General features: G+C 56.7%; 18 protein-coding genes and 2 pseudogenes. 5 read left to right on the top strand and 15 right to left on the bottom strand.

The window, feature by feature from the left end:
* Positions 1-82: 82 nt before the first annotated feature.
* The 9 genes from FHT84_RS20275 to FHT84_RS20235 form a co-directional block, all read right to left on the bottom strand.
* A complete protein-coding gene (locus tag FHT84_RS20275) occupies positions 83-220 on the bottom strand; it encodes a DUF2474 domain-containing protein (protein WP_285165417.1) in 138 nt (45 codons plus the stop codon).
* Positions 217-1,230, bottom strand: a complete 1,014-nt coding sequence (gene cydB / locus FHT84_RS20270; RefSeq protein WP_113248537.1) for a cytochrome d ubiquinol oxidase subunit II — start codon at positions 1,228-1,230, stop codon at positions 217-219. Before cydB ends, FHT84_RS20275 begins: the two co-directional genes overlap by 4 nt.
* Positions 1,231-2,667 carry a cytochrome ubiquinol oxidase subunit I gene (locus FHT84_RS20265; protein WP_113248536.1) on the bottom strand — a complete coding sequence of 479 codons (1,437 nt, stop codon included), beginning with the start codon at positions 2,665-2,667 and terminating at the stop codon, positions 1,231-1,233. It abuts the gene before it with no gap.
* Between the two features lie 100 nt (positions 2,668-2,767).
* Complete coding sequence (locus FHT84_RS20260; RefSeq protein WP_113248535.1) at positions 2,768-4,066, bottom strand: cytochrome c; 1,299 nt, start codon at positions 4,064-4,066, stop codon at positions 2,768-2,770.
* Complete coding sequence (locus FHT84_RS20255; RefSeq protein WP_113248534.1) at positions 4,063-6,333, bottom strand: molybdopterin cofactor-binding domain-containing protein; 2,271 nt, start codon at positions 6,331-6,333, stop codon at positions 4,063-4,065. Before FHT84_RS20255 ends, FHT84_RS20260 begins: the two co-directional genes overlap by 4 nt.
* A gap of 1 nt (position 6,334) precedes the next feature.
* On the bottom strand, positions 6,335-6,778 hold the full coding sequence (locus FHT84_RS20250; protein WP_112342921.1) for a (2Fe-2S)-binding protein: 444 nt from the start codon (positions 6,776-6,778) through the stop codon (positions 6,335-6,337).
* 223 nt (positions 6,779-7,001) lie between these two features.
* The gene (locus FHT84_RS20245; RefSeq protein WP_246698576.1) at positions 7,002-7,763 is read right to left on the bottom strand and encodes a response regulator; all 762 of its coding nucleotides are present in this window, start codon (positions 7,761-7,763) and stop codon (positions 7,002-7,004) included.
* Between the two features lie 296 nt (positions 7,764-8,059).
* Entirely contained in the window at positions 8,060-9,436 is a 1,377-nt protein-coding gene (locus tag FHT84_RS20240) for an aldehyde dehydrogenase family protein (RefSeq protein ID WP_112342922.1), read from the bottom strand.
* Positions 9,437-9,581: 145 nt separating this feature from the next.
* The gene (locus FHT84_RS20235) at positions 9,582-12,458 is read right to left on the bottom strand and encodes a winged helix-turn-helix domain-containing protein (protein WP_113249237.1); all 2,877 of its coding nucleotides are present in this window, start codon (positions 12,456-12,458) and stop codon (positions 9,582-9,584) included.
* A 303-nt stretch (positions 12,459-12,761) separates the two neighbouring features.
* Between FHT84_RS20235 and FHT84_RS20230 the strand changes: the two genes are divergently transcribed.
* The 3 genes from FHT84_RS20230 (at position 12,762) to FHT84_RS20220 (ending at position 15,594) form a co-directional block, all read left to right on the top strand.
* A complete protein-coding gene (locus tag FHT84_RS20230) occupies positions 12,762-13,061 on the top strand; it encodes a putative quinol monooxygenase (protein WP_112342924.1) in 300 nt (99 codons plus the stop codon).
* 123 nt (positions 13,062-13,184) lie between these two features.
* Positions 13,185-14,414 (top strand): MFS transporter, encoded by a 1,230-nt coding sequence (locus tag FHT84_RS20225; protein ID WP_183763849.1) that lies wholly within the window; start codon positions 13,185-13,187, stop codon positions 14,412-14,414.
* A gap of 76 nt (positions 14,415-14,490) precedes the next feature.
* Positions 14,491-15,594 (top strand): NADH:flavin oxidoreductase/NADH oxidase, encoded by a 1,104-nt coding sequence (locus tag FHT84_RS20220; RefSeq protein WP_112342926.1) that lies wholly within the window; start codon positions 14,491-14,493, stop codon positions 15,592-15,594.
* A gap of 304 nt (positions 15,595-15,898) precedes the next feature.
* Here FHT84_RS20220 and FHT84_RS31485 read toward each other — a convergent pair.
* A pseudogene (locus tag FHT84_RS31485) lies at positions 15,899-16,060 on the bottom strand (AAA family ATPase); the annotation flags it as partial.
* Between FHT84_RS31485 and FHT84_RS20215 the strand changes: the two are divergent.
* Positions 16,051-16,233 (top strand): hypothetical protein, encoded by a 183-nt coding sequence (locus tag FHT84_RS20215; protein WP_112342927.1) that lies wholly within the window; start codon positions 16,051-16,053, stop codon positions 16,231-16,233. The pseudogene FHT84_RS31485 and the gene FHT84_RS20215 overlap by 10 nt on opposite strands.
* 111 nt (positions 16,234-16,344) lie before the next feature.
* Here the strand turns inward: FHT84_RS20215 and FHT84_RS20210 are convergent.
* The 5 genes and pseudogenes from FHT84_RS20210 to FHT84_RS20190 all read right to left on the bottom strand — a co-directional run.
* Positions 16,345-17,298: pseudogene (locus tag FHT84_RS20210) on the bottom strand (4-hydroxythreonine-4-phosphate dehydrogenase PdxA); the annotation flags it as partial.
* 181 nt (positions 17,299-17,479) lie between these two features.
* On the bottom strand, positions 17,480-18,250 hold the full coding sequence (locus FHT84_RS20205) for an amino acid ABC transporter ATP-binding protein (RefSeq protein ID WP_183763846.1): 771 nt from the start codon (positions 18,248-18,250) through the stop codon (positions 17,480-17,482).
* Positions 18,247-19,134, bottom strand: a complete 888-nt coding sequence (locus FHT84_RS20200) for an amino acid ABC transporter permease (protein ID WP_183763843.1) — start codon at positions 19,132-19,134, stop codon at positions 18,247-18,249. The genes FHT84_RS20205 and FHT84_RS20200 overlap by 4 nt, the downstream gene beginning before the upstream one ends.
* Positions 19,131-20,063 (bottom strand): ROK family protein, encoded by a 933-nt coding sequence (locus tag FHT84_RS20195; RefSeq protein ID WP_183763840.1) that lies wholly within the window; start codon positions 20,061-20,063, stop codon positions 19,131-19,133. Before FHT84_RS20195 ends, FHT84_RS20200 begins: the two co-directional genes overlap by 4 nt.
* Positions 20,053-21,060 carry an SIS domain-containing protein gene (locus FHT84_RS20190; protein WP_183763837.1) on the bottom strand — a complete coding sequence of 336 codons (1,008 nt, stop codon included), beginning with the start codon at positions 21,058-21,060 and terminating at the stop codon, positions 20,053-20,055. Before FHT84_RS20190 ends, FHT84_RS20195 begins: the two co-directional genes overlap by 11 nt.
* A gap of 129 nt (positions 21,061-21,189) precedes the next feature.
* On the opposite strand from FHT84_RS20190, the gene FHT84_RS20185 reads away from it, so the two are divergent.
* Positions 21,190-22,437, top strand: a complete 1,248-nt coding sequence (locus FHT84_RS20185) for an ROK family protein (protein ID WP_183763834.1) — start codon at positions 21,190-21,192, stop codon at positions 22,435-22,437.
* The last annotated feature ends 22 nt before the right edge of the window (positions 22,438-22,459 follow it).

Raw genomic sequence — 22,459 nt, 5'->3', positions numbered from 1 at the left:
AGCAAACGGATGCGCCCATAGCAGATCTCATACCTACCGACATCCAGCTTTCCTCGCTTCGTCTTCTACCTAAAAGCTCTCGCTATGAGGTCATGCCGGCGGCCGACATCAGAATTCGTAAAAGCCCAGCCAACACCGCAAGTGTCGACACCGAGAGGGTCCAGATCACCCCCATCCAAAGGATCTGTCTTGATAGCCGAAAAACCGACCGAGACTTCACTCGTGATACCCCGCTTCCGGCTCGGATTTACCCCGGAACACGTAGTAGGACCAAGTCGTGTAGACCAGGATTATAGGGATGATCAGGAGCGTTCCGACAAGAGCGAAACCCATACTTTCAGGCGGTGCAGATGCCGTCCAAATCGAGATCGATGGCGGGATAATGTGGGGCCACATGCTGATGGCAAGGCCACTGTAACCCAGGAACATCACTAGGAGCGCCAGCACGAAAGGTCGCGCTCCCGGTTCATCTCGTCTCAATGCCCACACCTGGAGACCGGTCGCCGCGACAACAAGCAGCGGTACGGGTGCGAAAATCAGGAGATTTGGTAAAACGAACCAGCGAGCAGCAACGCTGTCATGAACAAGCGGCGTCCAAATGCTGACTATCACGATCATAAGGAAAAGTGCGACTGATGTGCACTGCCCAAGCATGCGCATTCTATTGTGCAGATCGCCCGTCGTGCGCATCACCAGCCAGGTCGATCCGAGCATCATATAGGCAACTATCAGCGCCAATCCCGCGAAGACGCTGAACGGTGTCAACCAATCGAATTGGCCGCCGACATAGGTTGTGCCGTCGAGCTGGAAGCCGTTGATGAAAGCTCCCAATGCAACGCCCTGCGCGAATGTCGCGAGGTAGGAACCGATAGAGAAGGCAGCGTCCCACAATGGCTTTCTTCTGTCGCCAGCCTTGAACCGGAATTCGAATGAGACGCCACGCCAGATGAGCCCGGCAAGCATAAGCATCATCGGGAAATAGAGGGCGCTGAGTATCGTCGAATAGGCCAACGGAAACGCGGCAAAAAGAGCCGCCCCGCCAAGAACGAGCCATGTCTCGTTGCCATCCCAAACAGGGGCGACGGTGTTTACCATTGTATCCCTCTCGACCCGCTTGGGAATCAAGGGAAAGAGAAGGCCGATACCGAGGTCGAACCCGTCCAGGATAACGTACATCATGACGCCGACAGCAATTATCGTTGCCCACACAACGGGTAGATCGATGCCCATTTAAACGTCCTCCCTTTCGAGCCGCGGCGCAGGATCGATATCATCAGGCGTAGCGGAAAGTGGTCGCGCTGGCCTTCGGACCTGCCCTGGCTCCTGCGGTGGCTTCTCCGTCCCGTACTTGTCCGGACCTCGAGCTACCATCTTGAGCATGAAGCTGATCCCCGTACCGAAAACAAAGAAGTAGATGAGGATGAACGCAACGAGAGTCACGCTGAGTGCGATCACCGATTGGCCCGACACCGCGTCCTTCGTCCGCATGATGCCATAGACAACCCAAGGCTGCCGTCCGATCTCGGTGGTCATCCAACCTGCCAGGACCGCGATCAACCCCGCCGGCCCCATGAGTACGGAAAAAATCAAGAAAGGCCGGTAGTTGAAGAGCCGCCCGCGCCACCGTAACAACAGTCCCCCTGCCCCAAGCAGAAGCATTGCCATGCCCAGACCGACCATCACCCGGAACGTGAAGAAGATTATCGTCGAGTTGGGCCGGTCCCCAGGTGCGAATTCCTTCAATCCGGGTATCTTTCCGCGGAGCGTGTGGGTCAAGATCAAGCTTCCGAGGTAGGGAATCTCGATCGCGTACTTCGTCGCCTCGGCCTGCATATCCGGAATCCCGAAGGCGATGAGGGGCAAGCTGGTCTCCTTTGGATCATTCTCCCAATGGCCTTCGACAGCGGCGATTTTCGCCGGTTGATGTTTCAAAGTGTTCAGGCCATGGGCATCGCCAACTACGATTTGTAGTGGAGCGACAAAAAGGAGCAGCCACAACGCCATTGAGAACATCTTCCGGACCGCAGGCGTGTCGTTGCCTCGCAATAGATGAAAAGCGCCTGACGCGCTGACGAAGAGCGCTGTGGAAAGGTACGCCGCCAGCGTCATATGGACCAGTCTATAAGGGAATGACGGGTTGAAGATCACCGCGAGCCAGTCCGTGGGAACGATACGGCCGTCAACGATTGCGTAGCCCTGCGGTGTTTGCATCCAGCTGTTGGAGGCCAGTATCCATGTCGTCGAAATTAAGGTACCGACAGCGACCATCGTCGTTGCGAACATGTGCAAGCCGGGTCCGACCTTGTTCCAGCCGAATAACATCACTCCCAGAAATCCCGCCTCAAGGAAGAACGCCGTCAGAACCTCGTAGGTCAAAAGCGGGCCGGTAACGCCGCCGGCAAATTTGGAGAACCCGCTCCAGTTCGTTCCGAACTCGTAGGCCATTACAATCCCGGAAACGACCCCCATTGCGAAGTTGACCGCAAAGATCTTCGACCAGAAATGATAGAGCTTCTGATACACGTCGTTTCTGCGGGCGAGCCATAGTGCCTCAAGAACAACCAGATAGCTTGCGAGCCCGATGGTGATCGTCGGGAAGATGATATGAAATCCAACCGTGAACGCGAACTGTATGCGAGCGAGTTCAAGTGCGGTGAAATCGAACATCACGAACCTCCCGTGTGGCTTGAGCCAAATGGATCCTCTGCGGCAGACCGGGGCCCTCCATCGGGAGCAAGGCATCTGGACGCACTATCAGCCGAATCCGTCATCGAGCCTTCTCCACGTCGTTCGGCGTTACGCTTCCTCTCTTTCCTCCGAAATGCCCGATGACATAGTTGGCGAGTGCAGCAATTTCCGCGTCCGACAGAGATCTTGCGAAACCAGGCATGGCCGTCGCCGCCGAGCCGTTCGGATCCGAGGTGCCTTTCAGGATCACTTGCACCAGATTTGCGCCGGTCTCGTCAGCCACAGAATGTGAGCCTGTTAACGCCGCTCGCGCGCTGTTTTGTCCACTTCCATCCCAGCCGTGGCAACTTGCGCATGCTCCGGCGAATATCTTGCGACCCAAACCGCCAGGCCCATCGACCGGCTTCCATGGTTCGGAGGCCGATGCCGGCGTGGCGCCAGCGGTGATGGTGCTGCTTGCATAGCTGCTTTTCCGCGGCTCGACTGATCTCAAGTAAGTGACGATTGCATCGACATCCGTTTCCGGCAGATGGCTTAGGCTGAGATCTATGGCCTGTCGCATAGCTCCTGCGGCAGGCCCGCGGCCATGTGCGAACCCTTTCCAAATATACGATTTGATCTGTTCGTCAGACCAGCTTCCGATGCCTGTTTCAAGGTCTGGCGTGATGTTCCAGGCAGTCCACCCCTCGAGACTACCACCCGACAACGCACTCCCCTGCTTCCTTTGAAACATCAGGCCGCGCGGAGTGTGGCATTCGCCACAATGAGCCAAAGCCTCGACTAGGTAAGCGCCGTTATTCCAGGCTTCACTCTTGCCGGCGTCTGTCTTGAACGGAGCCGAGGGCACGAACAACAGCTTCCATCCCCGCATCACGTAACGCTGGTTGAAAGGGAAAAGCAGCTCGTTCTCTGGAGGACTGCTATTCACCGGAGCAAGGGTGTCGAGGTAGGCCTTGATCGCGAGTACATCATCCGTCGCCAACAGTGCGTAAGAGGTGTACGGAAACGCGGGATAAAGATCCTCGCCATGCTTACCCACGCCGGATCGCACCGCCCGGACAAATTCGGCATCTGTCCATGTCCCAATACCCGTCTGATCGTCAGGCGTGATGTTCGGCGAATAGAGTGTTCCGAACGGAAGCTCGAACCCGAGCCCACCAGCGAATGGCTTGCCTCCTGGCGCGGTGTGACATGCCTCACAATCGGCGGCGGTCGTAAGATATTTCCCCCTTGCGATCAGGTCCGGCCCCTTGGGCTGCGAAATGCTCGCGGCAACCTGCGGGAGCCCGTGAGGCCAGAAAAAGAAGGCGGCCGCCCCCACTGCTACAATGAGTGCGATGGATAGAAGCCCAATCACAACTTTCCTGAGTCCGCTCATGGCCGCCCCGCTCGATCGAGGCTGGTCAATGCGATTGTCTCGGGGACCCGGTCGCGGTTGCCCTTCCTGGCCAAGCTCGACTTGTCGATCGGTGTCGAACGCAATCGAACGCCGGTGGCCGCAAAAATCGCATTCGTCAGCGCGGGTGCAGCGGCAGCCGTACCCACCTCCCCAATTCCGCCCGGAGCTTCGATGCTCGGCATCACAAAAACCTCGAAAGCCGGAACCTCGTTCAGGCGGATTTGCCGGTAGTCATGGAAGTTACTCTGCTCGACCTTGCCGTCTTTGAAAGTAACGCCGTTGAAAAGCGCAGCCGACAAGCCGAACAGCACGCCGCCCTGCATCTGCGCGGCGATGCTGTCGGGGTTAATCGGAACGCCACAATCGACCGCGGCAGTCGCCCGGCGGAGATAGATTTCGCCGTACTCATCGACCTCAACCTGTACGACAAGCCCCATGTATGAACCGAAGCACTGATGGAGCGAAACGCCGCGGCCGTGACCTTGTGGAAGCGGCTCGCCCCAATTCGAGGCGCGAGCTACCTTGTCCAGGACGGCCCTGGCGCGTGGATTGTCGCTTAGAAGTGCTCTGCGATATGCTACTGGATCGAAACCGGCAGCCGAGGCGAGTTCATCGATGAAGCCTTCCACGACGAACACGTTATGTCCTTCCCCGACGCCGCGCCACCAGTTCACGGCCACTGGGCTATCCTGTCGAAGCCACTCCCACTTCGCTGCGGGAATGCGATAAGGCTGGCTGACGGAACCCGCGACCAGATCCGGATCCAGTTGACCTTCAGGCCAACCTTTTCGCGTGAAATATTGGAGGACCGTCGATCCCGTTGTGCGGTGATGGAACGCTTTGGGAAAGCGCGTCTTCTCGTCCAGCGTTGCGACTACGCGATCGCAATAGGCGGGTCTGAACCGGTCGTGCTGGATGTCCTGCTCTCGGGTCCAGATTATCTTGAGCGGGTAATCTGCCAGCTTTGCGAACCGCGCCGCTTGCTGGACCGTGTCTACAGCCAGACGTCGGCCGAAGCCCCCGCCGATGAGATAGGAGTGAATATTTACTTGCTCGGCCCGAAGGCCGAGAATCTCGGCCGTGACAGTCTGAGCATCAACTGGCACCTGTGTGCTGACCCAAACATCGCATGCGTCCGCTCTCGCATGTATGGTCGTATTGATTGGCTCAAGGGCCGCATGTGCGAGAAAGGGCAATTCATATGTGGCTTCGATGCGAATTCCACTGGCAAGCTCTTCGTCGGGATTCCCCTGCACTTTTGCGACGATTGGCGTCGCCTTGCAGGTCCGCAGCTCGTGCCATAGATCGGCGGACGACAATGTTGCATGCGGCCCGGGGTCCCATTCAACCTCTAAAACGTCAAGGCCCTTCTTTGCCGCCCAGTAATGCTCTCCGACAACCGCTACCGCGTCCTCAATTTCAAGGACATCGAGTACGCCGGGCAAAGCTCGGGTTTCGCGATCGTTTATCGATTTGACTTTTCCGCCGATGGTGGGACAGATCTTGATCGCGGCATAGCGCATACCCGCCACTGCGACGTCTATCCCGAACTTAGCCGTTCCGTTGACCTTTTCGGGCGTGTCGACGCGCCTTAAAGGCTTCCCGATCAACTTAAATTCGGACGGCTTCTTCAACGTCACTTCCGTGGGGACAGGCTGTGCCCGGGCGAGTTCAACGAGCGATGCATAGGACGCGCTGCGCCCACTCGATTGATGTAGGACAGTCGCCCGGGAGGCACGGCATTCCGATGCCGCGACCTGCCACTGCTCCGCAGCTGCGTTCACCAGCATAGTCCGTGCTGCCGCACCTGCCTTTCTGAGCGGATCAAAAAAAGCACGCACCGATGTCGATCCACCCGTGATCTGGTTCTTGAGAATCGACTGCCCATATGCTCCAAGATCTGCCGGAGCCAGGGCGACCTCGATTTGGTCCATACCGACTTCCAGCTCCTCTGCCAGCAACATCGCTTCGGTTGTCGCGATCCCCTGTCCCATCTCGGAACTCGGTACGACGAGCACGATGCGGCCGTCTCCTCCGATGCGAATAAAGCCGTCGGGGACAAACCCGTCGAACCCAGAGGCGGCCGCATCAGTCGCGCCTGCCGCCAGCAGCCCTTTTTCATCCACCATCGCGCTGGCCCTCTTCGGGAGGGCAAAGCCCAGAAGAAGCGCTGCACTTGCGAACAGAAATTCCCTGCGGCTGGCCAGGAGTGGGGATGTTGCGTCGAGTACGCCGATCGATTGCATGTCAGGCATCCTTGATCGCAGCGCGTATTCTGACGTAGGTGCAGCACCGGCATATATTGCCGGACATGGCAGCGTCGATTTCCGCATCGTCGGGTGCCGAGTCTCGTGACAAAAGGGCAGCGGCGGCCATAATCTGGCCCGACTGACAGTACCCACACTGGACGACCTCGTGTCTCAACCATGCGTCCTGGATACGCCGACCGGCCTCTGTCTCGGCCACGCCTTCAATCGTGGTTATGTTTCCCTGGATGTCGCCGATCGGAAGCACGCAAGAGCGTACCGGCTTTCCGTCGAGGTGGACGGTGCACGCTCCACATTGCCCCACACCACATCCGAATTTAGTTCCCGTCATCCCCAGAAGGTCGCGTAGCGCCCACAGTAGCGGCATATCCGAAGGACCATCCAGTTCAATGCGCTTGCCGTTTATGGTGGCTGGTATTGACATACTCGGTTCCTCTTGAGCGCAACTCAACGCCTGCGATTGTTAATTCTCCATGCTGATTTATGTAGAGATACGCGAGGCTAAGAGGCTTTATACCGCGGTATAGTCCTGGCTTGGGCCAACCGCGCGGACGCGTGGTATCGAAGACCTCGTACAGCCACACTGTTATCGAAACGACATCCGCTCAGCTGGTTTTAGCGACGTTCTATCGGAACAATACCCGCATTCAGGCAAAGGTCGGCATCACGACGCTCCGAGTATCGGCAGTCCACCCCCGGGGTTCGTTGAAGCCGCCGTCGTCCGCGTTCGCGAGAGTTTGGGACCGTTCGAACGACAGGTGCAGCGAGACGTCCCTTATCAAATCTACCAGGGTCCTCGCCTGCATCTTTTTCATCAAGTTTGCACGGTGCACTTTCACGGTGATTTCGGAAATTCCAAGTATGGCGGCGATCTGCTTGTTCAAAAGTCCGTCGACAACGCCCTCCAAGACCTCGCGCTCTCGTGACGTCAAGGAGTGAAAACGCCGGTCAATCGCGGCCTTGGTACGATTGATGCCGGCACGGTGCCTATACGCCAGAGCAGCGGCGCAAACGGCGTCGAGGACTTCCTGCTCCCGGAACGGTTTTTGGAGGAAGTCGAATGCGCCGGCCTTCATCGCGCGCACGCTCATGCTCACGTCCGCGAAACCGGTCATGAACACGATCAGGGACTGCGAGCCTCGATGCGACAGGCGCTGCTGGAGATCAAGGCCACTCATCCCCTGCAGCCTTACGTCCAGCAAAATACAGCTGGGTTCGACCGTAAGTGGAGATGAGAGAAACTCGAGGGCTCCTGCGAACCTCACGACCGAAAACCCCACATTCTCGATCAGATCCGCTACCAGCATGCGAGTATCCGGATCATCCTCGATGACTGCAACGCAGCCCAGTTTATGAAGATCATCGTTCAGAGTGGAACTCGTTGCTCGCCTTGATGCAGAAATCATCATTGGGCTTCCCCTCTCGCGCTTCGACACAAGTCAAGCTTACGCGTGTTTCCCCAAGACAAAAGTTGAAGTCAGTGAAATCGTGTCAAACGGTGCAAAAGCGGAGGCAAACCCCGCTTTGACAATTGTCCGCCGGCGTCTTTCCCACCACGGCGGTACGCCGGGATGAAAGCTTGCACTGTCGACGCAAGATCAGCAACGGCACTGGTCCAGTCATCGCCGGAGCAAGGCGAGCTAGTTTTCAGGACTTATCGACCAGCCGCAGCCATCCAGCGATGGCCGTGGCGCCGTTCGTACCGTCAGGTGTGGAAGACGACCATCTTTTCGGACGACATCTCGTCCATGGTGTACGGAATACCGCCAATACCGTAGCCTGACTCGCGCCGGCCCGCGAAGGGCATCCAATCCGTCCGGAAGGCGGTATGATCGTTGATCATCACAGCGGATGCATCGAGGCGTTCGGCCGCGTCCAGAGCCGTCGAGAGGTTTTGGGTAAAAATGCTCGATTGGAACGCAACCGGTAGAGAGTTCGCCTCCGTAATTGCATCGTCGAGGCTGTCAAAACCGTAAACGCATGTGAGCGGGCCAAAAACCTCGTGCGTCGAGACCTTCGCGGTCTTGGGTGGCTCAACCAGGATGCAGGGCTTCAGGGTCGTCGGCGACAGTTGCTCGCCCCCGAATTTCTGGGCGCCGCCTGTCACGGCTTCCGCGATCCAGGTCGCCACGCGGTCAACCTCTCTTGGTTTAATCAGCGGGCCGACCTCCGTCTCCGGCAAGAGCGGATCCCCAACGATAAGCCGATCGACCCGCTCCCGAAAGAGCTTTGTGAACTCATTCATGATCGATCGGTGGGCATAGATCCGCTGAACAGACACGCAGACTTGGCCTGCGTGATAATAGCCGCCCTTCGCCAGCGGCTCTATCAGTTTCTCGATGTCGGCCGAACGATCGATGATAACTGGCGCTACGCCACCATGCTCCAGTGCACAGCGGGCGCCGGCCGCGAGTTTGGACCGGAGGCTCCATCCAACTGCCGCCGATCCGATGAAGCTAAGAAAGGCGATGCGCGAGTCTGTTGCGAACACCTGCGCCAGCCCGTTTTCTTCCGGCAAAAATGTCTGCACCCATTCGTGAGGCATTCCAGTTTCGTGAACGAGCTTCACGAACTCGATGCAATTGAGTGACGTTGCGGTGGCCGGCTTGATAATGATTGGGCAGCCAGTTGCAATTGCCGGGGCTATCTGGTGGACTACAAGATTCAAAGGGTGGTTGAACGCCGAGATGGCGGCAACGACACCGATCGGCTCGACGAGCGTCCAGGCACGCCGATTGTCGCTAGCCGCAGTCAACCCCATGGGGATTTCCCGCCCACCCCTGGTGCGGAGATAGTCCGCAGCTGCTCGCACGCCATCGATTGCTCTGCCGGTTTCGATCAGCGCGTCGGTTAGAGGCTTGCCTCCTTCCTGCGCGATCAGACGACCGAATTTTTCCCTCCGTTCTTGCATCAGCGCCGCAAGCCTATGCAAGATATCCAAACGCTGATGCGGCTTCAGCCAGCTGCTACGATCCTTGAAAAGTTTGAATGCGCTGGAGAGCTTCTTCTCCAGGGCGGCTGCGTCGTCGCTCTGAACATCTGCAAGGTGCTTCCTGTCATAAGCTTGAACGATCTCGATCATGGTTCTATCCTGCTTCGAGAGTTTCTTTCGCATCGGCACCAAAGCCGAGGCAGGTGATCGGCGGCAGCGATGGCCCTTGGCGTAAGGCTAGCGGCTGCTTCGGGCTTCGGCGAGTTAAGGCTGGTTATTTCGTGGGAAATCATGTTCAGCTTACGAGCGCCATATCTACCCGCTGTCGCAGCAGCGAGTTGGCCGCTCGTAGGTCGGCGGTCTCGAAACCGTCCTGAAAACTCCGCACGACTTCCGCAAGGTTGCTGAAACCTTCTTCGGTCGTTTTGAGACCCATCGACCTGTCGGCGTTTATCCGGGCAAGATGCAGTCGAAGCTCCCACCCCAGCGCCGAGGTTCTTCGCGCAATTGCCGTACCATCGTTTAAAAGGCGATGTACCGCATTGAAGTTCGAGTGTGGCGACGAAAGAAGGATCATAGCCTTCGTTCGTAAAAGCTCCGGCAGGAGGTAGGTTCCCCCAGCGCGTTCGCATAGACCCAATGCAGTATCGATGGCCGAAATCGCTTCGGTATGCTCGCCGGCGATGGAAAGTCCCTCTGCAAGGGCACGAAGGGACCCGAATATCATACTCTGAAAGCCAATCGAACTCACGGATCGCAGCTTCCCTCGCAACAGATCAATACTCTGCTCCGCTTCGCCACGAATGACAAGAAGTTGGCCGCGCACCGCCATGCCAGCGTCATGGTATCCGGACAGATTGCCATTTGTTGCCGTCAGTTCAGCCAGTTCATCGGTCAGGATATCTGCTCGATCTAGCTCGCCGCTGTACAGGAAAATGAATATGCCCATAAGCAGGCTCAAACATAAGGCGGCCGGTTGGCTTCTTGCCTCCCCGATAGCACTTTCGGCCATCTGCAACGCTGTTTCCGGGGAGCCTCGGAGCCAGGTCACGCGCGCTTGGGCGATCTTCGCTAGCGCAAGATGGGCCTGCTCGAAGTACCCCAATCTCGACGGAGAAAATCCGGTGGTTCGCGCGAGGCTATAATTGTAAGTGGCTGCAGCCTCCAATTGCTCTCCGAGCATATGGTACACTGTTCCCAGCATCCAGCCCGCCACAATATTGTCGTTCGAACCACCGTGACGATCAAGCTTGTGAGCGTAAGCTTCTGCAACGTTGAAGCCAGAACGGAAATCGCCCTGCTTCAGATGGTACAACCCCAATCCCGCCAGCAGATGAGCTTCTATACGATAGTTTTTGAGACGACGACTGAGCTCCAGTCCGACATCGAATAAGCTTGCAACCCCCGTATCGCCGCCATGCCCAAAGAGCGTTGCGATCGCAAGGCTCTCCAGAAGCTTAAGGTGCAGCTCCGTGTTTTGATGTTTGGGCGGCAAAAGCTCTAACGCGCGTTGGCACCATCTTCTACACTCATCGAACTGCATCGAATCCTGGAAGGTTTCGAGCAGGAGACAGCATGTCTCTGCTCCGATCTCGGCGTCTCCGCCTTCGGAGAAGGCCCACTCGAGCGCAGCGCGTACATTTCCAATGTCGAAGTCGTGAAGCGACGTGTTTTTATCCGATCCGCTCTCGCGAGCCCGCATTCTTCTTAGGTAAAAAAGGGCATGCCTTCGCTGGGTTTCGTGCCGCTTGGGTTCGTGCGCCAGCTTGAAGGCCGCGTATGTTCTGACCATCTCCCGGAGTTTCAGCGCGCTGGTTGTCTGATCCACTCCCGCCGACGACACCATGGATTTGTCGACCAGCTCACTTATCGCCACTGAAACGTCCGCATCACTTATTCCGGATCCAGCAACGACATCCGTCGTCGCATCTATCGTGAATTCGCCGGCGAACACAGATAGCCTGTTCAAAACGGTTTGCGTTTGCTTCGACAGCAGAACATAGCTCCAGTCGAGCAGTGATTGAACGGTTTGGTGCCGAGGTGTCGCGTCCCTGTCGCCACGCCAACGGAGCGTCAATTGATTATCCAACAGCTCCAATACTCCGTCCAATCCATAAATACCAACGCGGCTGGCCACCAGTTCTATCGCGAGGGGATTGCCGTCCAACCGCCGGCAGATTGCAGCGACGATGGCTGCCTCCTCGTCAGCGAGAGCCGCTTTATGGCCACCGTCTACGGCCCGGCTCATGAAAAGCTCAACCGATGGCCACGCCAGAGCGTGGTTCGCGGTCATCCGTCCCGTATTGGGAGGAGTTCCCAGGGGCCGCAATAGATACACCGCCTCCCCCGTGACCCGCAGTGCCTCGATGCTCGTCGCAAGCACATGCGTCGAAAGTGAATGTTTGAGGACGAACGAAACCGCATCGGCAACCCCGTTGATGACATGCTCACAGTTGTCGACGATCAAAAGGCTTCGCCTTTTAGAAAGCCATGTAACCGCGTCACGAAGCGGATCTCTGCTTCGCACACTTGGATTGACCGATGATGCGATAGCGGCCGCGACTAGAGCATCGTCCGTGATAACACTGAGATCCACGAACCTGATCTCATCGAAGTTCGGGAGGCTGCGTGCCAAGACTGTGGCAAGGGTGGTTTTACCGACCCCACCAGGTCCAACTACCGTGATTAATCGGCGCTCCTGGACTGCACGCTCCAGCTCTTCAAGATTGGAAGCACGACCCAAGAACTTGTCCGAGCGAAACGCGATCGGAACCTTGATCTCGGGTCGGATAACGGCGGAATCGCCGAAAGCTGCTTCATCGGAAATATCGTCGGAATGCGCAGAGGATACGTCCTGTTGCATTTCGACAGGCATCACGAAGCTGTAGCCCCTGCCCGCGATGCTGGCAATATATCGGTCGCCGTTGACGCCGCAACCTAACTTACGGCGAAGGTGGGCCATCTGGACACGTACATTGGAGTCTTCAACGCTCAGACCGGCCCAAGCACGAGCCATCAGTTCGCGTCTCGAAAGGATCTCACCTTGTTTGTTGACGAGCGCGACCAACATATCGAAAGCACGGCTGCCGATGGGCAGCTCACACCCGTCCCGCTCGAGTATCCGCGAGATCGGATTAAGGCTGAAAGGGCCGAATTTGAAAACGCCGTTCACGACACGCCCCCTTGTGTGACCGCAATCGCTTGGCGATCGAGGCCCTGCACACTTGTCCGGTGTCGGCAGTCTACAGGATGTGAGAAAGGCGGGGGGTAAAAACAGGTAAATAATAGTAGCCGCTACCGCCGTGAGAACTAAATGCCGTCGGTCGGAAGGTAACTTTCCCTGCGTGGACACGATTTCGCCTGTTTAACGCTCTTTTACCGTGTTTTACGCACGTCTTCCAAGGCAACCTGATAATTTGTCTGTCGGTGATCGTCCCGTTCGTGATCGGTAGGCTGTTAGATCAGAGGACACGATATGACAAAGGTTAAGGTTTACGCGGTTCTCACGGCAAAACCGGGAAAAGAGTTAGAATTGGAAGACTTGCTAAGAGGCATGGCTGCACCTTCGCGGGTAGAGAAAGGTAACTTGCGCTACGATCTTTGGCGAGACACCGCGGAGCCGAGGCGTTTCATCCTGGACGAGATGTACGTCGACGCGGAGGCTAACTCCTCTCACCGTGAAACTCCTCATTTTCAAAACTACGTGGGCAAGATCAGCGAACTCGCGGATCGATCCGTTTATACCGTGATAGCCGTCGACGTGATTGACGTATGAGCGTGAGATTCACTGCTTTTTACAACGCTTAATTACTCTCGATCGAGATACGGCGTGAAGATGACGCATCCATCGACAGATACGGGTCCGAAACATTTTTCCACTCCATTAAGGATGCGACCGATGCTCGACAAAGCCTATCACGCTCAATGCGCCGCGGTTAACGTTCATTCCTCCGATCCCGTGGAACGCGGGCGGTGCCGCCTGACACTGCTGTCGCTGGCTTTGGGCAGTTTCTGCATTGGCACCTCCGAATTCGCCAGCATGGGTATCCTCCAACTGTTTTCCGAAAGCCTTGGGATAAGCATTCCTACTGCGACGAACGCCGTGACTGCCTACGCATTCGGAGTGGTCATCGGCGCTCCGCTTGTCACGCTGGCGGCTGCACGATTGAACCGTCGCACCCTGCTTCTCATGCTTATGGCGCAGTTCGTATTGGGGAATGTCCTGTCCGGATTGGCGGCCAACTTGGAGATGTTCGCACTCGCTCGATTCATCAGCGGCATGCCGCAAGGTGCTTATTTCGGGGCGGGAGCCGTTGTAGCCACCTACGTCTACGGCCCTGGCCATACCGGCAAGGCTTTTGCTCTGGTGATGATGGGACTGACCATAGCGACCATCGTCGGCTCGCCGCTCGCGACGCTCCTCGGCCAGACGGTCGGCTGGCGAAACACCTACTTTACAGTGTCGGGCCTCGGCGTGCTATCGTTCCTGGCCCTCATGGCGTTCGTGCCGAAAACTGCCGCTCTCAACGGCAGCTCGGTCATACAGGAGCTTAGCGCTCTGCGTAAGGGAACAGTATGGATGACCATGTTTGTCGCCGCTCTCGGCGTGGCGAGCATATTTGCGATCTACACTTTCGTAGGACCGTTGATCACGGATGTCGCCATGCTGGAAGCAGGATGGATCCCGATCGCACTTGCAGTTTTTGGAATCGGAATGACTGCAGGCAACTTTCTCGGCGGTCGTCTCGCCGACGCGTATCCCGCACGTGGTCTACTGCTCGGATTCGGCGTAGCGGTCGTCGTACTCGCAGCACTGGCCACGTTCGGGTTCAAGCTTCCCATCCTATTCGCCGGCTTTTTCCTGGTCGGCGCAACGATGTTCACCGCGATACCGACTATCCAGGTCAGACTGACTAAATTCGCTCCCGAAGCGCCCACCCTTGTCGGCGCGATGAATTTGGCGGCACTTAACCTGTCCAATGCGATCGGGGCATGGTCGGGCGGCCTCGCGATTGCGAGCGGCTTCGGCATTCTCTCCGCTGCTTGGGCGGGTTTTTGCCTCACGCTCACCGGTCTCGTCGTCTTCACCGTGACGTTGACTCACCGCCCACGTCTGGCAACCGCTTAGACCATTACACATCGCGGTACTTCGGTGCGTAGGGGCAAACGTACGGCAAGAGGAAGCCGTGTTGGGAGCAGCAACAATGTCCAAACCAAAGCTTTTCACGCCGATAAAGATAAAGGGCCTCATACTGGCCAATCGGATTGTCATTGCGCCAATGTGTCAGTACTCCGCCGAAGAAGGGAACATGAACGAATGGCACCTGATACATCTGGGCAAGCTTTCCCTGTCTGGCGCGGCGCTCTTGACGATCGAAGCGACTGCCGTTCTCCCGGAGGGCAGGATTACCTATGGAGATCTCGGCCTCTACAACGATCAGAATTACGCGGCTATGAGTTTAACCCTCGAAAGCATCCGGCGATGGTCGGACATGCCTATCGCAATTCAGCTCAGTCACGCCGGCAGGAAGGCGTCGACCGAGGTACCCTGGAAAGGTGGCAGCCAGTTTGCGCCAACTGACGGACTCGGCTGGCAAACATATGGCCCATCGGCGATATCCTACAACGCTGACCAGCTGCCACCCGTCGCTTTGGATAAAGAGCGACTGAAACGCGTTCGCGATGCATTTGGAACTGCCGCGGCGCGAGCCGACAAACTCGGCATCGACATCGTGCAACTTCATGCCGCACATGGCTATCTGCTTCATCAGTTTTTGTCACCGTTAGCCAATCAACGCACTGACGAATACGGCGGGAGCGTCGAGAACCGCATGCGCTTTCCCTTAGAAGTTTTCGATACGGTCAGGGCGGCATTCAATCAGAAGCCGGTTTCAGTGCGCATCTCTGCGACGGATTGGGTTCAGGGAGGCCTGACGCTTGAAGAGTCACTCGTGTTCGCACAAGAACTCGAAAAGCACGGCGCTGGGGCGATACATGTGTCCAGTGGAGGCCTCCATCCCGCGCAGAAGATCGCGGTAGGGCCTAGCTACCAGGTCCCGTTGGCACGCGAGGTACGGAAGGCCATTGGCATCCCCGTCGTCGCGGTCGGCTTGATAACCGGCTACGATCAGGCCGAAGCAATCGTCGGCACTGGTGATGCCGACATGGTGGCGCTGGCGAGAACCATTTTGTTCGATCCGAACTGGCCATGGCATGCTGCTGCGGAGCTAGGGGGTAAAGTTCGTGTGCCAAAGCAGTATCTTCGCTCGCAGCCCAATCGCTATCGCGAGCTTTTCGAGACGGAATGACACTTTGACGTTGGGAAATGCCGCTCCCGGGGGCTTGACGGCCGTGATTGATTTGCCCTCGCCCGATGCGATCAATGCCTTATGGCAGGCCGAAGTAGCCTCCAAGGCTTCGTAATAGATCCGCGGCGGCTATTCCTTCGAGTTGCCGTCTCCATAGCAGCGGATTTCGCTCGGGAACACGACGAAGCACAATTACGTTGTTTACCGCAGTTGATTGGGAATCGAACCGGAAATTCATTTTTATCGAAACGGTCGACGCTTCAAGAATATTCATGTCTGGAGACTGAAGAGAAATTCCCACGCGCTAACGCCACAATGCCGAAATTGGCACGGCGGATAGGCGTTCCCCGAAGGGGGTCACCTTGTCATGATCATACAGGACAATGCCTGAAACGAACCTCGCTCCACATGCCTCGGCCAACATTCGCAATCCGGAAAAATCGGAAGTCGAGACGGATGTCGCTGCATATCTCCATCACACCGCCAGGCGACCAGCATTTTAACGAGCGGAAAGAATCCAAGCTCTTGAAATGGTTCGAACCAACAACCTTTCCTGAAATTTATCTAACCTGGAGCGACGAACAGCGAAGACGATTATTCGCACTCGAGGATGATGGCCTGTGGGCATCAATGAATTGATCCGTTAATTTTCTGCAGCGACAGCAACAGACTGTCGAGATCGAGGGACTTTCAACACAGGAGCCGGGCTCGAGGAGCGACAGGATACGGGAATCTTGATGATGGCATTCCTCATGATGCATCAATCCTCTTCCTTTGTGACGATATCGCCATGCGTGCGGCAAGCAACAACGCCTCTTCGCTGGCGCGCGGATTGGCAGCGCCTTGTCCGACAATGTCATATGCCGTGCCATGGGCGGGCGTGCAGACGGGAAAGAGCAACCCGCCGAGCATGGTGACGCCGCGATCGAAGCCCATCAGCTTCATCGCGATCTGTCCCTGGTCGTGATACATGGTAAGCACCGCGTGGTAGCCGCCCTTGAGCGCGGTCAGGAAGACCGTGTCTGCGGGAAAGGGGCCGGCAACATCGAAGCCGGCAATCGCGGCTGCTTGGACGGCCGGACCGATGATCTCGATTTCTTCCATGCCGAAGCTGCCTCCGTCACCGGCATGCGGATTTAGACCCGCAACAAGCAGCCGCGGGCTCTCGACGCCCGACCTTCTCAGGCATTCCGACGTCAAAGCGATTTCATCCAGGATAGCCTGTTGCGACAGGTTTGCCGACACATCCTTCAGCGGAATGTGCGACGTGACCCGGGCGTTCCAGATCTGATCGAGGACGTTGAATTCCTTGACCCGGCTTGTCAAATTCAGAATTTCGGCAATGAAGCTGCTCTCGTCGTCATAGCCCGGATGGGCAAGCCGCATCGCTTTCTTGTTAAAGGGTGTGTAGCAGACCGCATCCACCTTGCCGGCTTCTGCAAGCTTCAGGGCATGGACGAAATTGTCGATTGCAAAACGTCCCCCCGACTGGGTCGCCTCCCCAGCCAGTACATGGGCCGGATCGAGATTTTGCAGATCAATCATGACGGATCTGTTCGCAGGACCAATGTCATCGTCCTCGACTGTATCGATATTGAGGGCAAGTCTCGCTTGGCGCGCGCCGAGCGCAAGCACACGTTGGTCGCCGACGACCACCAAACGGGACCGTCGCCTGCTGTCGCGATTGTCAGTTGTTTGGATGATCTAATCGCTTCTGGAAGCTGGGCGCTGATACTGGCAACCGGCTCCACCGGCTTGCCGGCAATCGTGCATGCGTTGGCGGCTGCAGATACAGCCGCATCGTCGGCGAAGGCAGGATTTGATGCAGTTGCCGCGCAAATCGCTACTCCAGCCAACAAGAGTGAGAATGCTTGTCGAGAAGTATTCATAACAGGACCTTTCTTAGAAAATTTTGAGCTCTTTCGGTCGAAGGTGATTTTAGGAACTGTACTGGTGGCGCTAGCTCGACAAGTCTCCCCCCATCAAAGAATGCGATTTGGTCGGCGACTTCGCGAGCAAAGCCGATTTCGTGGGTGACGGCGATCATGGTCATTCCGCCCTTTGCGAGATCCCGCATGACATCCAGTACCTCGCTCACCAATTCCGGGTCGAGTGCAGAAGTCGGCTCGTCAAAGAGTATCAGCTGTGGATCCATAGCCAGTGTTCTGGCGATCGCCGCTCGCTGCTGCTGGCCACCTGAAAGTTCCCGTGGATAAGCGGACCCTTTGTCGGCGAGACCCACACGGGACAGCAAGGCCCGCGCCTTTTCTCGTGCTTCACGAGCCGGGCGCCGTTTTACAACGACCTGCGGCTGAACAACGTTGTCAAGGATGCTAAGGTGAGCAAAGAGATTGAATTGCTGAAAGACCATTCCGATTTGAGATCGCCTCTCAGCGGTCTCCCGCTCGCTGATTTCGTAAAGTTTGCCCGCGCTCTCCCGGTAACCAACAAGCTGGCCGTTAACAAAAAGTTCGCCACCGTCGATCGTTTCAAGATGGTTGATACATCGCAGAAACGTCGATTTTCCACCGCCCGAAGGACCAAGGATACATGTCACTTCGCCACGCTTGGCGACGAAATCGATGCCACGCAAGATTTCGTGATTTCCGTATCGCTTCTCTACTCCGAAGGCTTCGACGACCGGCTTTTCGTTCATTTGCCTTCACCTCCCGAGGACAGCATGGCGGACCGAGACTGACGAGACCGCCACAAGTATCTTTGCTCGAGATAGTGCTGAGCGAAGCTCGCGAGAGTAGTAGCGACAATGTACCAAAAGCTCGCGACGAACAGCATCTCGATGATCTTGAAGCTTGACGAGGAAATCGATTGGGCGCGCGTGAGAAGATCGGAAGCGCCGATAACAGACACCAACGACGTAGCCTTCAACATGCCGATCAATTCGTTGCTTGTCGGCGGGATAATCAGCCGCATGGCTTGCGGCAGGACCACGTGGACGAGTATTTGGCCGGGATGATATCCCGCTGCCTTGGCTGCATCTCTCTGACCGGGATCTACTGCCATAATTCCGGCGCGGACAATCTCCGACATATAGGCAGCCTCGTTGAGGCCTAATCCGAGAACGGCGGCGACCATAGTGGTGACGACAGCATTCGTTTCCACGGCCCATCCGCCGACTCCAAGTCGGGGAACGAAGAGAGCAACGTTGTACCAAAATAGCAGCTGTACAAGTTGCGGAATGCTGCGAACGAACCAGACATATCCGCCGGCGACAATCCGAAGCACTGGATTTTCGGAAAGACGCATTATCGCAAGGACTGTCCCTAGAATAACGCCTAGCAACATCGCCAACGCCGTGAGTTCGATCGTGACGATCAAGCCTGAAAGTATATCGAAATTGAGCAGATGCACCGCGATATAGGGCCAGTCCACATTCTTACTGGTTGCAAAAACCGCGATGATTGCGGCGAGGATGACGATGGCACAAACGGCACCCAGACGGCGGCCCCATCGTCGAATTTTAACCACTTCAGTGGGGAGACTACGGCGCGATATTACTGTCTGGCTTTGGTCGTATGTCATGCGGCGCCCCAGCGTTGGCCGAGTGCCGGGAACGCAGAAAGTCTTTCACTCGCTTCTATCGTGGCGAAAATGGCGCCGACCCAACAGGATGAAGGTCCAAGTTCGGCAGCGACAATGGGAATTGCTTTTGTGTGCGCCACAGTAACCTGCTCGCGCGCGATTGCCATTATCCGCTCGCGGAATTGATTTTGTCTGCTACCCAATCCTCCGCCAATGACAACGCCATCCGGATCAAAGACAAGCATCAAATTGCCAATCATTGTGCCGAGATGCCAAGCAGCATGCTCGATGACCTCTGAAGCCCGCTCCTCCCCTGCTAACGCTCGATCGAACACAATACGGGTATCGGCTGCTTGGTCGCCGAAATACTCTAATGCGATCGCTTTGCCCGAGGAAATCTTTTCAACGAACGGCGCATTGCATGTGGAACTCGAGCATCGGCCGGGGACGGTGTAGCCGCTGAAATATGCGGCATTCTGCGCACCACGAAGAGGTCGATCACCATCAATAAAGCAATGGGCGATACCCGACCCTATCGTCACATACAAAGGGTACTTGAAGCTTTGCGAAGCCCCCAGTTTGCGTTCACCAATCGCTCCCGCTTCGCCGTCCGCAACGACATGAACAAACTTGTCATCGAGTGACAGCAAATCGATGAGATTAGCGCCAGTCCACCCGAACCAGCCATGTGGATCGCGCAGCCTGCCCTGAATGTCAAACGTTGTGGCTACAGATACCCCAACCTTGCTTGCGGCGGCGACGGAGGGTGTCGCCAATAGTCGCTTTACCGCATCGATATTTGCGCGCCCGTCATAAGGAGTCGTCGCCTCGACGCCGATTTCCACATGCCGGCCGTTCCGCTCAAGGTAACCGGCGGAGATTTTGGTCCCGCCGATGTCGACACCGACCACATCGGGCTTAGTGGTCATTGGTGAGTACCTCTTCGTCCGTTATGGAATGAGACGTGTATCGAAACTCGCCGGCGATCAGACCAGCTTGCTCGCTCCAGGCGTAAGAGAGAATTGCCGGGAGAAACAACGAGATGAGAGGCAGAAATATATCGCTCACACGGATCGGAAGGTCGGAATCGTCAGGACCGATCACGAGAACATTTTTTACGATGCCTTTTAGAGCTTTGGCAAATGACGCGTCCAACCCGGCCTGGAGACCCTCCCGAGCTGCGAAGACGACCGATAGCTGTGTGGGGCTAATCGCCTCGATCGGACCGTGCCGATATGTGCTGGAGTCCCAATCCGAGGCAGGTACCCTAGCAATCTCGCGAGCGATCAATGTTGCCTGCGTCGCGGTGGCGGCGAGGGAGCCGCGACCGAAAAATTCGATGTAATTCGGCATGACCGGTTGGAGATCTTTAATCGACGAAGCCGTAGACAATAGTCGTTTACACTCCTCCTTAAGATCTCCGGAGATCTCAAATCGCCGGCCGGCCATCACGTGCGCGAGCCTCACAAGCGACAAATAGGTCGCCGTCCATGGTCCAAAAGGTTTGTGGGTTGTGTCGCTCAGACCCTGAAGAATTGTCCCATCACAAAGATCCGTAAGTGGACCGGAATCGGCGTTGGTGATGCAAACCAGCCGTGGCCGGGAACCCTTCTGCAACGCTTCAGCAGCGCGGATCGTTTCGATGCTGGTACCACTGAATGAAATCAGAACTACGAGTTCGTCCGACGCAACGGTTTCCACCGATGTATGCAATAGATGTGAGGCAAGCTCAGATCGCGCATCAATCCCGAGCTTAAGAAAATGTTCGGCCGCCGCGGTGGCAGCGTTATAGGAGCCACCCATACCTACAAGGCGAACGCGAGAGATTTTCGCACCGGCGATTTCTAGGATTTTGTGTGGCAAGGGTCGCTGGGCAAGTTCAAGGACCGTATCGGGGATATGGGCAAAGTCGGGCAGGAAATCCATTGACATTCCATCGTTTTTTGACATCAAAGAAGTAGTTCGTCTACCGATCGAACTAGCGAGCTTGTTTGTATGGTAAGCGAACGAACTAACACACGCAAGATGGTTTGCGAAAAAAAAGGAAATTTCGGATTGCTGATTCCCAGTTTGAGCGAGAGTGCAAAGAAGGTATTCGGCGCACTTCTGGCGTTAGGTTCGGCGAGCAGGCCGCAGCTAAGCGACCAGACAGATCTGTCGAAGCAGACCGTTTCGCTCGCGATAGAAGAGCTCGAGATGTCGCAGCTGGTGGAGATGACAAGTTCCCGCCAAGGGCATACTGGTCGCTCCGCGTCAGTCTATGAGATCGGGAGTAAGTCGGGATGGATCCTTGGCGTTGACTTCGGGTCCACGCATATCCGATTGGCTGCGATAAGGTTGGATGGCACTCTCCTTATTGAGCGCGACTTGTCAGTTGCCGGCAGTCCGAACAAGGCCAACACCGATCTTGCGGACGACGCTCGCGCCGCGGTTCGCGCACTCACTGATGAACTGACCGATCAACACGGGCCTCTTTACACCGTTTGCGTTGGGCTTTCGCGCGCGGCGCCACGTCTCAAGGACTGGAATTCGGAGGAGGATGAAGATGATCCTCAGGATGTTCGCAGCCTTTTAGAGAGTCTCGACATCCCCTCATCGGTGTCCTTCTACGCGGAGAATAACGTAAACTGCGCAGTCGTCGGCGAGGCCCTGAGCAATCCGTCGCAGACTTTGAGATATGCGGCCTACCTACAAATCGGCGTCGGTATCGGCGCTGGAATAATCGCTGACGGAAAGCTCCTGCGTGGTGCCGACGGTATGGCCGGAGAGCTACGTTTTTTGCCATCGCCGTTCTTCGACGACGCGGCATCCAATGCCGAGGAAGCTCTTTCATCAAGGGGAATTGTCGCCCGCTACAACGCCGGCCGTAATGGCGAGGGCGATACCGACGTCATAAGTGCGAAAGAGGTCTTCGAACGCGCAGCCCGTGGATTGCCGCATGCAATAGACATGGTAAGGCGGCTCAGCAGTGGCTTGGGTCTACTCCTCGCCGCGCTTGTCGCCGTCGCCAATCCCCGAACGATTGTTCTTGGAGGGGGCGTAGGGCAAAATCCTGCGCTTCTGCCTTTGCTCGCCGATGAAGCGCGCCGGTTGCGGCTGCCAGTCGAATTGCGAGCCAGCGGACTTGGCGATTCAGCCACAGTTACCGGAGCAGCATTCCTCGCTCGGTCGGCCACCCTGTCGAACCTTCTTGGTTCTCACTATCACCCTGGTCCGTCACCGGCGGGCCGCCGAATGCAGAATATTCCTCCAGAAGCACGCCTATCTGCGACTGCGGTTCGACTCGGCGTTCGCGGAGATTGAAGAAGATTGAGCGTTAGCGTGG

Source organism: Rhizobium sp. BK289 (assembly GCF_014193575.1).
GTDB lineage: Bacteria > Pseudomonadota > Alphaproteobacteria > Rhizobiales > Rhizobiaceae > Rhizobium > Rhizobium tropici_C.
The sequence above is the reverse complement of the archived record's forward strand: the minus strand, read 5'-3'. Positions and strand labels throughout refer to the sequence as shown.

Excerpts from the sequence above, each read along its gene's own strand:
- FHT84_RS20205 (WP_183763846.1), bottom strand. The coding sequence starts at position 18,250 with ATGAACGAAAAGCCGGTCGTCGAAGCCTTCGGAGTAGAGAAGCGATAC.
- FHT84_RS20255 (WP_113248534.1), bottom strand. The coding sequence starts at position 6,333 with ATGCAATCGATCGGCGTACTCGACGCAACATCCCCACTCCTGGCCAGC.
- cydB (WP_113248537.1), bottom strand. The coding sequence starts at position 1,230 with ATGGGCATCGATCTACCCGTTGTGTGGGCAACGATAATTGCTGTCGGC.
- FHT84_RS20225 (WP_183763849.1), top strand. The coding sequence starts at position 13,185 with ATGCTCGACAAAGCCTATCACGCTCAATGCGCCGCGGTTAACGTTCAT.
- FHT84_RS20265 (WP_113248536.1), bottom strand. The coding sequence starts at position 2,667 with ATGTTCGATTTCACCGCACTTGAACTCGCTCGCATACAGTTCGCGTTC.
- FHT84_RS20215 (WP_112342927.1), top strand. The coding sequence starts at position 16,051 with ATGTCGCTGCATATCTCCATCACACCGCCAGGCGACCAGCATTTTAAC.
- FHT84_RS20195 (WP_183763840.1), bottom strand. The coding sequence starts at position 20,063 with ATGACCACTAAGCCCGATGTGGTCGGTGTCGACATCGGCGGGACCAAA.
- FHT84_RS20245 (WP_246698576.1), bottom strand. The coding sequence starts at position 7,763 with ATGATGATTTCTGCATCAAGGCGAGCAACGAGTTCCACTCTGAACGAT.
- FHT84_RS20220 (WP_112342926.1), top strand. The coding sequence starts at position 14,491 with ATGTCCAAACCAAAGCTTTTCACGCCGATAAAGATAAAGGGCCTCATA.
- FHT84_RS20200 (WP_183763843.1), bottom strand. The coding sequence starts at position 19,134 with ATGACATACGACCAAAGCCAGACAGTAATATCGCGCCGTAGTCTCCCC.
- FHT84_RS20260 (WP_113248535.1), bottom strand. The coding sequence starts at position 4,066 with ATGAGCGGACTCAGGAAAGTTGTGATTGGGCTTCTATCCATCGCACTC.
- FHT84_RS20250 (WP_112342921.1), bottom strand. The coding sequence starts at position 6,778 with ATGTCAATACCAGCCACCATAAACGGCAAGCGCATTGAACTGGATGGT.
- FHT84_RS20230 (WP_112342924.1), top strand. The coding sequence starts at position 12,762 with ATGACAAAGGTTAAGGTTTACGCGGTTCTCACGGCAAAACCGGGAAAA.
- FHT84_RS20190 (WP_183763837.1), bottom strand. The coding sequence starts at position 21,060 with ATGGATTTCCTGCCCGACTTTGCCCATATCCCCGATACGGTCCTTGAA.
- FHT84_RS20240 (WP_112342922.1), bottom strand. The coding sequence starts at position 9,436 with ATGATCGAGATCGTTCAAGCTTATGACAGGAAGCACCTTGCAGATGTT.